The 13,696-nt window shown below is 70.8% G+C and carries 13 protein-coding genes; 9 read left to right on the forward strand and 4 right to left on the reverse strand.

The annotated features are described in order from the left end of the window. Nucleotides 1-18: 18 nt before the first annotated feature. The 3 genes from E8D38_RS01760 to E8D38_RS01770 all read right to left on the reverse strand — a co-directional run bounded on the left by E8D38_RS01760 (nt 19) and on the right by E8D38_RS01770 (nt 4,436). The gene (locus tag E8D38_RS01760; protein ID WP_140626001.1) at nt 19-1,977 is read right to left on the reverse strand and encodes a cytochrome c/FTR1 family iron permease; all 1,959 of its coding nucleotides are present in this window, start codon (nt 1,975-1,977) and stop codon (nt 19-21) included. Between the two features lie 84 nt (nt 1,978-2,061). Continuing rightward, nucleotides 2,062-3,090 (reverse strand): FHA domain-containing protein, encoded by a 1,029-nt coding sequence (locus E8D38_RS01765; RefSeq protein ID WP_140626002.1) that lies wholly within the window; start codon nt 3,088-3,090, stop codon nt 2,062-2,064. Beyond that, nucleotides 3,051-4,436: a S1C family serine protease gene (locus tag E8D38_RS01770; RefSeq protein ID WP_140626003.1), complete on the reverse strand. Its 1,386-nt coding sequence runs from the start codon at nt 4,434-4,436 to the stop codon at nt 3,051-3,053. Before E8D38_RS01770 ends, E8D38_RS01765 begins: the two co-directional genes overlap by 40 nt. A 46-nt stretch (nt 4,437-4,482) precedes the next feature. On the opposite strand from E8D38_RS01770, the gene E8D38_RS01775 reads away from it, so the two are divergent. The 8 genes from E8D38_RS01775 to E8D38_RS01810 all read left to right on the forward strand — a co-directional run bounded on the left by E8D38_RS01775 (nt 4,483) and on the right by E8D38_RS01810 (nt 11,657). Beyond that, nucleotides 4,483-5,475 carry a 2-dehydropantoate 2-reductase gene (locus E8D38_RS01775; RefSeq protein ID WP_140626004.1) on the forward strand — a complete coding sequence of 331 codons (993 nt, stop codon included), beginning with the start codon at nt 4,483-4,485 and terminating at the stop codon, nt 5,473-5,475. 145 nt (nt 5,476-5,620) lie between these two features. Next, entirely contained in the window at nt 5,621-7,183 is a 1,563-nt protein-coding gene (locus tag E8D38_RS01780) for a methyl-accepting chemotaxis protein (protein WP_181178888.1), read from the forward strand. Between the two features lie 152 nt (nt 7,184-7,335). Next, complete coding sequence (locus tag E8D38_RS01785; protein WP_140626005.1) at nt 7,336-7,893, forward strand: HNH endonuclease; 558 nt, start codon at nt 7,336-7,338, stop codon at nt 7,891-7,893. Between the two features lie 38 nt (nt 7,894-7,931). Further along, nucleotides 7,932-8,399 (forward strand): outer membrane lipoprotein, encoded by a 468-nt coding sequence (locus E8D38_RS01790; RefSeq protein WP_140626006.1) that lies wholly within the window; start codon nt 7,932-7,934, stop codon nt 8,397-8,399. An 81-nt stretch (nt 8,400-8,480) separates the two neighbouring features. Further along, entirely contained in the window at nt 8,481-9,245 is a 765-nt protein-coding gene (locus tag E8D38_RS01795) for an MlaE family ABC transporter permease (RefSeq protein ID WP_181178889.1), read from the forward strand. Next, nucleotides 9,242-10,012, forward strand: a complete 771-nt coding sequence (locus E8D38_RS01800; protein WP_140626008.1) for an ABC transporter ATP-binding protein — start codon at nt 9,242-9,244, stop codon at nt 10,010-10,012. Before E8D38_RS01795 ends, E8D38_RS01800 begins: the two co-directional genes overlap by 4 nt. Then, nucleotides 10,009-10,974: an MlaD family protein gene (locus E8D38_RS01805; RefSeq protein ID WP_140626009.1), complete on the forward strand. Its 966-nt coding sequence runs from the start codon at nt 10,009-10,011 to the stop codon at nt 10,972-10,974. Before E8D38_RS01800 ends, E8D38_RS01805 begins: the two co-directional genes overlap by 4 nt. After that, nucleotides 10,971-11,657 (forward strand): PqiC family protein, encoded by a 687-nt coding sequence (locus E8D38_RS01810; protein ID WP_140626010.1) that lies wholly within the window; start codon nt 10,971-10,973, stop codon nt 11,655-11,657. The genes E8D38_RS01805 and E8D38_RS01810 overlap by 4 nt, the downstream gene beginning before the upstream one ends. A 20-nt stretch (nt 11,658-11,677) precedes the next feature. On the opposite strand, the gene E8D38_RS01815 is transcribed toward E8D38_RS01810, so the two are convergent. After that, nucleotides 11,678-12,673 (reverse strand): Bug family tripartite tricarboxylate transporter substrate binding protein, encoded by a 996-nt coding sequence (locus E8D38_RS01815; protein ID WP_140626011.1) that lies wholly within the window; start codon nt 12,671-12,673, stop codon nt 11,678-11,680. A gap of 96 nt (nt 12,674-12,769) precedes the next feature. Here E8D38_RS01815 and E8D38_RS01820 point away from each other — a divergent pair, with 96 nt between their 5' ends. Beyond that, a complete protein-coding gene (locus E8D38_RS01820; RefSeq protein WP_140626012.1) occupies nt 12,770-13,696 on the forward strand; it encodes a LysR substrate-binding domain-containing protein in 927 nt (308 codons plus the stop codon).

A 13,696-nucleotide genomic window follows, 5' to 3' on the forward strand; every position in this document is an offset into this window, starting at 1 on the left:
CCGCACGGCCGCGCCGGCTCAGCCGGCGATGCGCCGCCGGCGGCCCGTGGCCCACACGATCAGCACCACCAGCGCCAGCGTCGCGCCCTGCAGCCCGAGGCCTTGCACGGTGGGGTGGATGCCCAGCAGCGGCAGCGACAGCGAACCCCAGGCGGTGGCGTCGAGCACGCCGGCCTCCTGCAGCGCAGCCACTCCGCTGCCCACGAACACCACCGCCAGCAGTGCCAGCAGGATCGAGGTCGCCGCGAAGAACGGCCCGATCGGCAGCCGGACGCTGTAGCGCAGGATCGCCCCGCCCAGCAGGGCCAGCAGCACGGCGGCGCAGGCGATGCCGCCGAGGACCGCATGCTGGCCGTCGGCGCCGACCTGGGCCCACAGGGTTTCGTAGAAGAGCACCACCTCGAACAGCTCGCGGTAGACGGCCAGGAAGGACACACCCGCCATGGCCCACAGCGTGCCCTTGCCCAACGCCGATCCCACGTGCTCGCGGATGAACGCGTTCCAGGCCTGCGCGTTCGAACGGCTGTGCAGCCAGTAGCCCACGTACAGCAGCATGGCCGCCGCCAGCAGGGCGGTCACGCCCTCGGTCAGCTCGCGGTTCGCGCCCGAGATGCCCACCACGTACCGGGCCACCGCCCAGGTGAGCGCGCCCAGCGCCACGGCGGCCAGCCAGCCGGCATGGATGTACGGCAGCGCATCGCGCCGGCCGGTCTTCTTGACGAAGGCAATGATCGCCGCCAGCACCAGCAGGGCTTCCAGCCCCTCGCGCAGCAGGATCAGCAGGGCGCTGAAGAAGGCCGCCGCAGGAGACAGGCTGCCGCCGGACAGTTTGGCCTCCACCCGGTCCAGCAGCGCCATCACCTGTTTCGCCTGCTGCGCCACCGCCTCGGGCGGCCGGCCTTCGCCGATGGCGGCGCGCAAGGTCATCATCTGCGCCTCGGTTTCGGTGCGCAGCGGCGCATCGACGTTGTCCAGCGCAGCTTCCACCAGTTCGAAGCCCTCGAGGTAGGCCGCGATGGCGAGCCGCCGCGCCGCCTCGCGTTCGCCCCGGCCGTAGGCCGCCACCGCTTCGGCCAGGGTGTCGCGAGCAAAGGCCAGCGGCGACGGCGCGGCCGCCAGCACCTCCGCCGGCACCTGGGTGAGATAGGCGCGCACCGCATCGAGCCCGGCGTGCTGTGCTGCGAGTGCCTGCGGCGTGCCGGTCACGAGCGCGCGCAGGTTCCCGAACACGCCGCGGCCCTCGCCCCGGCGCCAGCGAGCCTGCCCGTCGGCACGCGCCTCGGCGCTGTCGCGCAGGCCGCCGACGTAGAACGCCAGGGCCCAGCGCTCGGCCTCCGACAACTCGGCAAAGCCGCGCATCGGCGTGCCGCCGACCCCCAGCGTGACGGTGTTGTACAGGCCGTACAGGCTGCGCTGCTGCATGCGGGCGGCATCGTGGAAGTCGCTGGGCGCCGGGTCCATGCCGCGTGCCAGCGGGCCGTCACCATGGCCTTGCGCGCCGTGGCAGGTGGCGCATTGCGCGGCGAACAGGCGCTGGCCCAGTGCCAGGTCGGGCGCGCTGCGTGGCGCCACGCTCAGCTGCCAGGCCCGCATCACGCCGGCACGCAGGTCACCCGCGAGCGCCGCGACTTCGGCACCGGGCGCCTTGGCGTCGATGCTTTCGACCAGGCGGCGGGCCTTCTCGACCAGCCCTGCCTGTTCCGCCACCGCCGGCAACTGGCCGAGCAACACCACGGCCTGCGTGGCGAACTCGCGCTGTTCCTGGTACTCGGCCTCGTCGAGCACCGTGCCGTCACGCACGAAGCCCGGATAGTCCACGCCGACGTAGTCGAGCATGTGGACGATGGTCTGAGCCTTCGCATCGTCGCCGGTGGTAGCGGCCCAGGTCGTTGCGCTCAGCAGCGCGCTGGCAAGGACCACCGACAGCAGCCGCAGGGGGCCGAGGGCGGCGGAAAGGGTTCGGAACAGTTCGACCATGGCGCACCAAATGAGAATTGTTCTCATTTTAAGAGGCCCGCGCCGAGGGGCGAGCCTGACCCAGGTCAAACGCCGGTCGCGGCGCTACTCGTCCGCGTCGAACTCGGGAGCGGCGCCGTCCTCGTCGCGCGCATGCCGGTCGAGCACCGCCTTCAGGTCCTGCGCCTCCTCGAAGAAGCGCCGGGTGTCCACCGCCGGCGCCACGCGCAGCAGCGGCGGCGCCAGCGTGGTCACGTACAGCTCGTCGAAGAAGCGGTCGTTGACCTGGTAGCTGCGCGCCAGCATGACGACGACGCCGGCCACGAACGCCCCCGCAGTGGCCGCGGCCAGCAGGCGCCTGCGCGCCGGCAGTACCAGCGACAGGTGCGCCAGCACCATGGCCGCCAGCACCGCACCGACGGCGAGGTCAGTGATGCGGCTGGCGAATTCCCACGACAGCGCATAGGCCAGCAGCGGCAGCACCAGCGCCACCACGCCGCTGGCCAGCAGGTACACCAGCGCCACGCGCACGTGAGGCCAGAACTCGAACCGGTGCTGGAACAGCTTGGAGCCCAGCGCCCACAGCCCGCACCACAAGGCCAGCGCCACCGGGCCGCCCGCCAGCACCGGCAGGTAGTCCGACAGGCGCCCGCCCGGGTCGGTGTTGAGCCACAGCTCGGCCATGTTCCAGGCCAGCAGCACCGCCGTCATTGCGGCCAGCAACCCCCAGCCGCCGCGCGGCTCGGGCGCCATGGCCTTTTCGGGCGCCAGTGCGTCGACTGCCCTTCGCACCCGCAGCCGGGTGCTGCCCAGCTGGAAGGCTTCTCCGCCGGCGAGTTCGGCGCGTTCGCCGCCAGCCATGCGCTTGCCGCCCACGCGCGCGCCGTTGAGCGTCGCCTCGAGGTGGAGCGAGAGTCCTGTGGCGGTCTCGTCGAGCGTCGCGTGGTGGGGGGCCACATGCGTGTCGTCGAGCACCACGTCGTTGTCGATGGCGCGGCCCACGCGCACCGGCCAGCGCAGCACCGGCACCGCCAGCCGCGCATGGCCGTCGCGGTCGAGCACCTCGACCAGCGCGAGCTTTTCGGGAGCCGGGTTCAGCGCTGGCTGGTGGTCGCTTCGCTGCTGCTCGTCCATGCGTAACCCTTCAGGTAGTGCTCGCCCAGCTTGAGGGCGTTCTCGAAACTCACGCCGCGCGCATCGAAGCGGCCCTGCACGCCGATGGTCGGCTGGTCCACCGTGGCCACCAGCACGCTCAGGTCGTACAGGCCGGTGAGCTTCTTGTAGGCGCGCATGCACAGCACGGCGCGCAGCGGCAGGCCGCCCTGCTGCACGTAGCGCTCGCGGCACTGCGGCGCGGTGCGGTCGCGGCTGGCACGTCCACCGAAGCTTTCGTTCTTGAAGCTGTCGGAATAGCGGTCCGCGAACCGCAGGCTGCCGAGCTTGCGGCCGTCATAGGCCTCGTGGCGCACGGAGAGCGATCCGGTGGTCAGCCAGCCCGACACGAAGATGCGCGTGTCCATCTCGCAGTCGGAACGTTCGAACTCCAGGCCTTTCTCGTCGGCCGGGGTGCTGCGGCCCCAGCAGCGCATGAAGTCTTCCTGCGGCAGCGGGATCACGTACTGCGGATGGCCGGCGCTGCGCCAGGGCTGGGCGAGGAAGCGCTCGGTCAGCGTGGCCTGGTGCACCACCAGCTGGCGGGTGAGCTCTGGGTAGGCCGGCTGTGTGATGGGCTGGGCATTGCGGCCGCGCTGCAGCAGGTCTTCGGCAAACTGCGCCGGCACCAGGAAGCTCACCTGTTCGCCGTCGCGACGCGCCGCCACGTTGATGCCCATGACCTGGCCGCGTTCATCGAGCGTGGGGCCGCCGCTCACGCCGGCATTGAGCGAGCCGGCAAAGAACACGGTGGGATAGAAGCTGCGCTCGACCAGCCCGTTGTAGGTGCCTTCGAGCACCGCGAAGCCGACGTCGAGCGGATTGCCCAGCGAATAGATGCGCTCGCCCTGGTGCACCGGCGTGTGGCGCGGCCGGAAGCGCAAGGCGCCGCGGCCGGCGATCGCGGCCGGATCGGCCACCTTCACCAGCGCGAGGTCGTGGATGGCATCGAAGGCCAGCAGCTGAAGAGGGCCTTCCTTGCGGTCGGCGGTGCTGTAGATGAGGCGATAGCGCTCGGGCTGCAGCGCGGCCTGGCTCACCACGTGGTAGTTCGTGATGATGTGGCCCTCGTTGCTGACCAGGAAGCCGGAGCCGACGCTGGCCTGGCTGTCCTGCCCCTTGAGGAGCGTGCGCACCTGCAGCAGCTGCGGGCGCGCGAATTCATACAGTCGCTGCGCCGAAGCCGACACCGGCACGGGCGCCGACGCTGCAGGCGCGGCAGGATCGGGCGGCGGCGTCTGCGTCTGGGCCTGCGCAGCACCCAGCGGTGTCAGCAGCAAGGCAGCCAGCGCACTCGTCCACAATCGGGCGGCAAGACGACTTTTCATCGGGCCATTCTAGGGACGAGAGACGGCTCGCTTCGGGAGTAACGGCATGAAGATCACGATCGTGGGCCTCGGGGCCGTGGGCGGGCTGCTGGCAGTCAGGCTGGCGCAGGCCGGGCATGTGGTGAGCGCGCTGGCGCGCGGCGCCACCTTGCAGGCCGTGCGCGAACGCGGGCTGGCACTGGTGGCCGAAGGCCGTCGCTCGCGGGCCTCGCTGCAGGCGGCCGACAACGCCGCGGCGCTGGGCGAGCAGGAGCTGGTGATCATCGCGCTGAAGGCACAGACGCTGCCCGCGCTCGCGCCCTCGCTGGCCCCTTTGCTGTCCGCCGACACCGTGGTGCTGACCGCGATGAACGGCGTGCCGTGGTGGTTCCTCGAAACACCGGCGCTCGCGCAGGTCCTGTCGCCGGCCGAACGCCGGCTGACGAGCGTCGACCCCGACGGGCGCATCGCCGCCAGCCTGCCGATCGAGCAGGTGCTCGGCGGCGTGGTGCACCTCACGGCACGGGTCGAGCAGACCGGCGAAGTGGTGCACGGCTTCGGCAACCGGCTCATCGTGGGCGAACCGTGCGGCGGCCTGTCGCCGCGCGTGCATGCGGTGGCCGAGGCCTTGCGCAGCGGCGGCTTCACCGTCGAAGAAAGCGCCGACCTGCGCCACGACCTCTGGTTCAAGCTGTGGGGCAACATGACCACCAACCCGGTCTCGGCCCTGACCGGCGCCACCGCCGACCGCATCCTCGACGACCCCTTCGTGGCGGCCTTCTGCCTGCGCGCGATGGCCGAGGCGGCGGCGGTGGGCGAAAAGATCGGCTGCCCGATCGCGCAAAGCGGCGAGGAGCGCCATGAGGTGACCCGCCGGCTCGGCGCGTTCAAGACCTCGATGCTGCAGGACGCCGAAGCCGGCCGGCCGCTGGAGCTCGACGCACTGGTCGGCGCGGTGGTCGAGATCGGCCGCAAGGTCGGTGTCGCCACGCCCAACATCGACGCCCTGCTCGGTCTGACGCGGCTGATGGCGAACACCCGCGGGCTGCTGCCGCGCTGAACCCAGGCGCCCGGAGCAGCCGGGTGCGTGACGGGTTCAACACTCTTGTCCTCTTGTCTGCTTGAGTTCGCCGGCCCTCGTCCGATAAGCCACGAGCGCGACGGCCGGGTTGACGGCCGTCAATTCCCGACCGAGCGACAACGAGATGAACTTCCTTTGCAGTTTCAAGATCGGCCCCCGCCTCGGGGCCGCCTTCGCCCTGGTGCTGATGCTGACCATCGGCGCCGCCCTCTCCGGCATCTACCAGCTGAACGGGGCCGTCGAGGCCTATGTACGCCTGCTCGGCTATGAAGTCGCGCATGAGCGCTCCACCGCGCAGATCGAGGTGCACTTCAAGACGCAGGTTCAGGAGTGGAAGAACGTCCTGCTGCGCGGCAAGGACCCGAAGCAGCTCGAGAAATACTGGGCCGCCTTCCAGAAGAGCGAACGCGAAGTCGCGCAGAACGCCCGCGCACTGCATGACGCATTCGACGCGTCCGACGACGCAGAGATCCGCAAGCGCGTCGACGCGTTCATGACGGCCCATGCCGCGCTGGGCGCCGCCTACCGCAAGGGCTACGACGCCTTCGTGGCGGCCGGTTTCGACGCCTCGGCAGGCGACCAGGCGGTGCAAGGTGCCGACCGCGAGCCGTCGAAGCTGCTGACCGAGATCGTGGCGGCCAATGTGAAGGGCCAGGCGGCGGCGAACGAACGCGCCAGCGCGCGCGCCCGGCAGGCCACGCTGTGGTCGGTGAGCCTGATGCTGGCGTCGTGCGTGCTGGCCGCGGTGCTCGCCTGGCTGGTCACTCGGTCGCTGACCCGGCCCATCGCCAGCGCGGTCAAGGTGGCCGAAACCGTGGCATCGGGCGACCTGACCTCGCACATCGAGGTCGTCGGGCGCGACGAAAGCGCCCAGCTGCTGGCCGCGCTCAAGCGCATGAACGACAGCCTGGTCAACATCGTCGGCCAGGTGCGCGACGCCTCGGAATCCATTGCCACCGGCTCGTCGCAGATCGCCAGCGGCAATGCCGACCTGTCGCAGCGCACGGAAGAGCAGGCCAGCAACCTGCAGCAGACTGCCGCCTCGATGGAGCAGCTCACCGCCACGGTGAAGCAGAACGCAGACACCGCGATGACCGCCACCCAGCTGGCCGGCTCCGCCTCCTCGGTGGCCGAGGAAGGCGGCTCGGTGGTGAGCCGCGTGGTGCACACCATGGGCGACATCAGCGAGAGCTCGAAGCGGATCGCCGACATCATCGGCGTGATCGACAGCATCGCCTTCCAGACCAACATCCTCGCGCTCAATGCAGCGGTGGAAGCGGCGCGCGCGGGCGAACAGGGCCGCGGTTTCGCGGTGGTGGCCGGCGAGGTGCGCAGCCTCGCGCAGCGCAGCGCGCAGGCGGCCAAGGAGATCAAGAGCCTCATCGGCGAAAGCGTCGGCAAGGTGGAAGCCGGTACGCGGCTGGTCGGCGACGCCGGGGAGACGATGGACAGCATCGTGTCGCAGGTCCGGCGCGTGAGCGACCTGATCAGCCAGATCAGCGCGGCCAGCATCGAGCAGTCGGGCGGCATCGGCCAGATCGGCGACGCCGTGCAGCAGCTCGACCACGTGACCCAGCAGAACGCGGCGCTCGTGGAGCAGTCGGCCGCCGCCGCCGAAAGCCTGAAGCAGCAGGCCGCGCGCCTGGCAAACACCGTGTCGGTGTTCCAGCTGGCACACGAACAGTGACCAGTGACTCGTGACCAGTGACCTGTGAATTCACGAGTCACCAGTCACAAGTCACTGGTCACTACGACCAAGGGGGCAGTTGAGCTTGGCACCCTTGTTGCTCTATGCTCCGCAGGTCTGTGGATAACAGACCCTACAAACAGGAGCGGGTCATGGATGTGCTTCAACTCGACGTATCCGGCCGCCCGCAGGCCTGGATCTCGGCGAAAGAAGCAGCCGTGATCTACGCCTGCGACGGAGTCGCCTGGACGCTGGGCGATCCTTTCTGGGTGCTGCGCGGCGGCACCCAGCGCCGCACCGGGCTGCAGTCGCGCATCGAGGTGCATCCCATCATCGCGGTACGCGGCGCCATCCCCAGCCGGGCCTGGCGCACGGTGCCGGCGCTGTCGAACCCCAAGCTGTTCGCGCGCGACCGCTACCTGTGCGCCTACTGCGGGCACCAGTTCCCGCAGGACGACCTGACCCGCGAACACATCCGGCCCACGTCGCGAGGCGGCGGCGACACCTGGATGAACTGCATCACCGCCTGCCGGGGCTGCAACGGCCGCAAGGGCAACCGCATGCCCGAAGAGGCCAACATGTCGCTGATCTACCTGCCCTACGTGCCCAGCCTGCACGAAGACATGATCCTGCGCGGCAGGCGCATCCTGGCCGACCAGATGGAGTTCCTGCTGGCCAGCGTTCCGAAACACAGCCGCCTGCACGGCTAGCGCTTGCGACGGCCCGTCCTGGCGAAAGGACACATGCCATGAAGACCCTGCTTTCCGTGCTGGCCGCGGCGGCGCTGGCGGCCTGCTCCACGACCAGTCCCGACGTCGTGCAACGCAGCGAGGCCCAGCGGCTGTCGCAGGTGCAGGACGCCACCGTGCTCAGCGTGCGGCCGGTGGTGGTGGACGGCACGCAAAGCGGCACCGGCGGGGTGACCGGCGCGGTGGTGGGCGGCGTGGCCGGCTCGTCGGTGGGCGGCAGCCGCGAGGCCGTGGTGGTGGGCGTCCTGGCCGCGGTGACCGGCGCAGTGGTCGGCAACGCCGTCGAGCGGGCCGCCACGCGCGAGGACGCCTACGAGATCCTGCTGCAGCTGCCCAGCGGTGAACGCCGCTCGGTCGTGCAGGCCAAGGGCAGCGAGGTGCTGCAGCCCGGCGATGCGGTGATCCTCGTCACCACCGGCGGCAAGACCCGCGTGACCAAGGCGCCGCCGGTGCGGCCGGCGTCGTAGGCCTGCAGCCGGCCCCTGCGCAGCGCCCGTCGCGGCGCTGTGCTTCAATCGGCGCGGTCCGAGTCCACCCTCCGCCGCACCTTGCGCCTGGCTGCCCTTCTCCCGCTGCAAGCCGTTGCCTTCCTGGGCCATGTCGGCCTGTCGGCGGCCGGCGCCCTGCGCCACGGCAGCGCGTTCCGGTCGGGCGACTTCATCCGCATTGCGGCCGACTGCAGCGCCCGCTCGCTGCCCATCGTCTTCGTGGTCAACCTGCTGGTGGGCGCCATCCTGGCCTTCGTCGGCGCGGTGCAGCTGGTGAAGTTCGGCGCCGGCATCTACGTGGCCGACCTGGTGGGCATAGCGGTGGCCCGCGAGATGGCGGCGGTGATCACCGCGGTGGTCATGGCCGGGCGCACGGGCGCGGCATTTGCCGCGGAGCTCGCGACCATGCAGACCAACGAGGAAATCGATGCGCTCGAGGTGCTGGGCCTGCACGCGGTGGACTACCTGGTGCTGCCGCGCGTGCTGGCCCTGCTGGGGCTGATGCCGCTGCTGTTCGTGTATGCCTGCCTGACCGGCCTGCTGGGCGGGCTGCTGGTGGGCGGCGGCATGCTGCACATTGCGCCGGCCGCCTACTTCGACCGCACCTTCGAAGCACTGAGCATGGCGCATGTCGGCCTCGGCTTCACCAAGTCGTTCGTGTTCGGCGCACTGGTGGCCATCACCGGCTGCTACTACGGCCTGCATGCGCAGCGCAGCGCCGCCGGCGTGGGTCAGGCCACCACCCGCACGGTGGTCGCCAGCATCGTCGGCATCATCGTGATCGACGCGGTGTTCGCGGTCTGCGCCAACGCCCTGGACATATGACACCGCTGCTGGCCGTCCACGACCTCGAGATGCGATTCGGATCGCGGCTCATCCAGGCCGGCGTGTCGTTCACGCTCGAGCGCGGCTGCATCTTCGCGGTGATGGGCGGCAGCGGCTGCGGCAAGAGCACGCTGCTCAAGCACCTCATCGGCCTGCTGCCGCCGCATGCCGGGCGCATCGAATACGACGGCGTGGACTACTGGAAAAGCGGCGACGCCGAGCGGCAGCGTTTGCGCGCCGGCTTCGGCATGCTGTTCCAGAGCGCGGCGCTGTGGTCGTCGATGAGCGTGCTCGACAACGTGCTGCTGCCGCTGGAGCGGCAGACCACGCTCGACGCCCGGCAGCGCGAGGCGCGCGCCCGCGAGGTGCTCGAATGGGTGGGCCTGGCCGAACACGCCGGCAAGGCGCCTTCCGAACTCAGCGGCGGCATGAAGAAGCGCGCCGGCCTGGCGCGTGCCATCGCGGCCGAGCCGCCGCTGCTGTTCCTCGACGAGCCCTCGGCCGGGCTCGACCCCATCAGCTCGGTGCGGCTCGACGAGCTGATCCTCGACCTGCGCGAGCGCACCGGCGCGGCCGTGGTCATGGTGAGCCACGAGCTGCCCAGCCTGCTGGCCATTGCCGACGACGGCATCTTCCTCGACGCCGACAGCCGCCGCCCCATCGCCCATGGCAGCCCGCGCCGGCTGCGCGATGATGCGCAACACCCCACCGTGCGGGCTTTCCTGCGGAGGGAAACTCCGGCCCGTCAAACCCCGGTCATCTCATGAAACGCCACGCCCTCCTCGTCGGCAGCTTCCTCATCGGCGCCCTGGTACTGGCAGTGGCCGGCGTGCTGTGGCTGAGCGGCGCCGACCTGTTCCAGCAGCAGGTGCGTGCGGTCATCTACTTCAAGGGCAACGTGAGCGGCCTGTACATCGGGGCGCCGGTCACCTTCCGCGGCGTGCAGGTGGGCCAGGTCATGAACATCGGCATCGAGGTCGACCGGCAGACGCTGGCGGCCAGCATCCCGGTGCATGTGCGGCTGCAACCGTCGGCCGTGTACGTGAACGGCGGCAACGAGAAGGCGCCCATCGACATCGACCAGCTGGTGCAGCGGGGCCTGCGTGCCCGGCTGGTGGCGCAGAGCTTCGTGACCGGACAGCGCGCCATCGACCTCGACTTCGCACCCGACACGCCGGCCGAGCGCCTGGGCCGCAACGGCGGCGAGCCCGAGATCCCGGCGCAGCCCGACCGGTTCGGCGCGCTCATCGACCAGGTGGCCGAGCTGCCGCTGCGGCAGACGGTCGAGGACCTGCGCCACACGCTGCAGGCGCTGCAGAAGACGCTGACCACCGCACAGGCCACGCTCGACATCACCGCCAGGGAGGTGAGCGCCACCGCCGGCGAAGCGCGCCGGACGCTTGCCACGGCCGCCGGCGCCATCCAGCAGGTCGAACGAAATGCCAACGTGACGCTGGCCTCGGTCACCCGTTTGTCAGAGACTACGCGCGACACCGTGGCCGGTGTGCAGCCCGAGCTGCAGAGAACCCTCACCGGTGCACGCGAGGCTGCAGAATCGGCGCGCCTGGCGATGGACCGGGTGGCCGAGCTCACCGCCCCGGGCGCACCGCTGCGCGACGACCTCGACATTGCCGTGCGCGACCTGTCGCAAGCGGCACGCAGCCTGCGCGACTGGGCCGAGCTGCTGGAAGAAAAACCCAACGCCGTGATCTTCGGGAACCGTCCATGAACCTGCTTTGCAGATTGCCCCGCGTCGTTGCCCTGCCGGTGCTGGCGCTGCTGGCGGCCGCGCTCGCCGGCTGCGCCAGCCGCGAGCCGCGCCCGACGCTGCTCACCGTACCGGCCGCTGCGCGACCCGCGCAGGGCGCCAGCGTCTCGAGCATCACGCCGGTGCCGCGCCAGCCGGGGGCGGTGCTGGCGGTGCGGCGGCTCGGGCTGCCCGAATACATCCAGGCGCGGCGCGTGCGCTACCGCGCCGACGCGAGCACCCTGGCCGAATGGCCCAACACCTTCTGGGCCGAACGCATCGAGGTCGGGCTGGCCCGCGAGTTCCAGGCCGCGCTGCGCCAGGCCTTGCCCGGCTGGCAGCTGTGCGACGACGACTGCTCGGAGCGCAATGCCACGCTGAGCGTGCAGGTGGACCTGGCGCCGCTCGACTTCGTGCGCAACCGCCTCACGCTGCAGGCCCATGCCCGCATCGTGGTGAGCAGCCTTCCGGCCGCCTCCGCCGGGGGCAAGCCGGGCACGGTGGCAGCGCCGCCGCGCCCGCTGCTGACGCTGGAGCGCAATTTCGAGCTGGCCGCGAGCGCCGACACGCCGCAGGCCCATGCCCAGACGCTGTCGGACCTGCTGGAGGCGCTGGCCTTCGCGGTGGCAGAAACCGCGCAGCGTGCGCAGGCAGCCCCTCGCTGAAGACGCTCGCGCCGGCGGCGCTACTCCAGCACGATGTTGTGGGCCTTCGCGATGCCCCGGTAGAACTGGATGCGCTGCTGGATCTCCTGCCGGTACTCGGCCGGCTTCACGTTCTCCGGGACCATCGCACCGCGTTTGCGCCAGGCCTCCTGCGTCTGCGGGTCGCGCAGCACGGTGCGCATGGCTTCGTAGAGCTGGGCAACGATGGGCTCCGGCGTCCTGGCGGGCGCGGCCAGGCCGGACCACGAGGTGAGGTTCAGGTCGGGCAGCTTCAGCTCCTCGAAGGTGGGCACGCCGGGCAGTTGCGGCACCCGGATGGGCGACGCCGCCGCCAGTGCACGCAGGCGGCCGTCCTCGATCATGCTGAGGTTGGACGACAGGTTGTTCCAGGTCATGTGCACCTGTCCGCCCAGCAGGTCGTTGAGCGCCGGCCCGGCCCCGCGGTACGGGATGTGGGTGATGAACACGCCCAGCTTGGCCTTCAGCAGCTCCATGCTCAGGTGCGCCACCGAGCCCTTGCCTGACGAGGCGTAGTTCAGCTTGCCCGGGTTGGCCTTCACGTACTTCAGGAACTCCGCGAAGTTCTTCACCGGCAGCGCCGGGTTCACCAGCAGCACGTTGGCCAGCCGGTCGATCAACGTGATGGGCGCGAAGTCGTTGACCGCGTCATACGGCAGGCTGGCCGACACGGCGGGGTTGACCACATGGGTGGACTGCGACGCGACGATCAGCGTGTGGCCGTCGGGCGGCGCCTTGGCCACGTAGGCGGAGCCGATCGCGCCACCCGCGCCGGCCTTGTTCTCCACCAGCACCGGCTGCCCCAGCACCTTGCTCAGCCGGTCGGCGACAGCCCGGCCCGCCTGGTCCACCGAGCCGCCGGGCGCGAATGGCACCACCAGCGTGATCGGACGGCTCGGGTAGCGCGCAGGTGCCTGGCCCAGCGCAGGCAGGGCGATGGCGCCGGTGAGGCGGCAGGCGGCGCCGACGAAGCTGCGGCGGCCCATGGAAGTGGTCATGACGGCTCCTGTTGAGATGCGAGGCAAGCGTAGGCAGCCCGGGGCCCATGGGCAAACGACAATCCGGGCTGCACTGATAACCCGATGTAATCGGCCATGCGGTTCAAGTCGCCTTCATTGCCCGAGTTGCATGCCTTCCTGGCGGTGTGCCAGCTGGGCAGCTTCCGCCAGGCGGCCGACGTGCTGTGCGTCACGCAGGCCGCCGTGAGCCGCGCCGTGCAGCGCCTCGAGCAGCGGCTCGAATGCACGCTGATCGACCGCTCGGGCGCACGGGTCCAGCCCACGGCGCGAGGCCGTGAATTCCAGGCGCTGGTGGAGCCCCACGTGGCCGGTCTCGAAAACGCCATCGGCCAGCTCGGGCTGGGCGCCGCCCGGCGCAAGCTCCGGGTGAGCGTGGTGCCCACGCTGTGTACCCGCTGGCTCGTGCCGCGGCTCGCGAAGTTCTCCGCCCTGCACCCCGACATCGAGGTGGAGCTGCGGCCCTTCCGCCTCGACGAGGACTTCGCGCGCGACGACGTGGATCTGTGGATCAACCTGAAGCGCCATGCGCGAGCCTGGCCGCGCGGCATCCGCGCCCGCTACCTGCTGGGCCGCGAGATCCTCCCGGCCTGCACGCCTGCACTGGCCGGCGGCCTGCGCGAGCCTCGCGACCTGCTCGGCATCACGCTGCTGCAGCACATCAACTTTCCGGGCAACTGGGCCCTGTGGCTGCACAAGAGCGGCGGGGTGGACACGCCCCCCAGGCTCGGGCCGGGGTTCGACCTCGGCAACAACCTGATCGCCGCCGCCTGCGCCGGCATGGGCGCCACCGTGATCCAGCCCTGCCTGATCGAGGCGGAGCTGGCCAGTGGGCAACTGGTGCTGCCGTTCGGCGCGGCCGTCGCCACCGACCGCGGCTACTACCTTTGCAGCCGCGCCGCCCTGGCCGGCAATGCGGCGGCACAGCGGTTCACCCAGTGGCTGCTCGCCGAGTCGAGGGCCAGCACCCGCCGCTTCGGGCCGGGCTCGCGCGACGCCTCCTGA

Origin of the sequence: Methylibium rhizosphaerae (assembly GCF_006386545.1) — a bacterium.
In the GTDB taxonomy this organism is placed as follows: Bacteria; Pseudomonadota; Gammaproteobacteria; order Burkholderiales; family Burkholderiaceae_C; genus Pseudorivibacter; species Pseudorivibacter rhizosphaerae.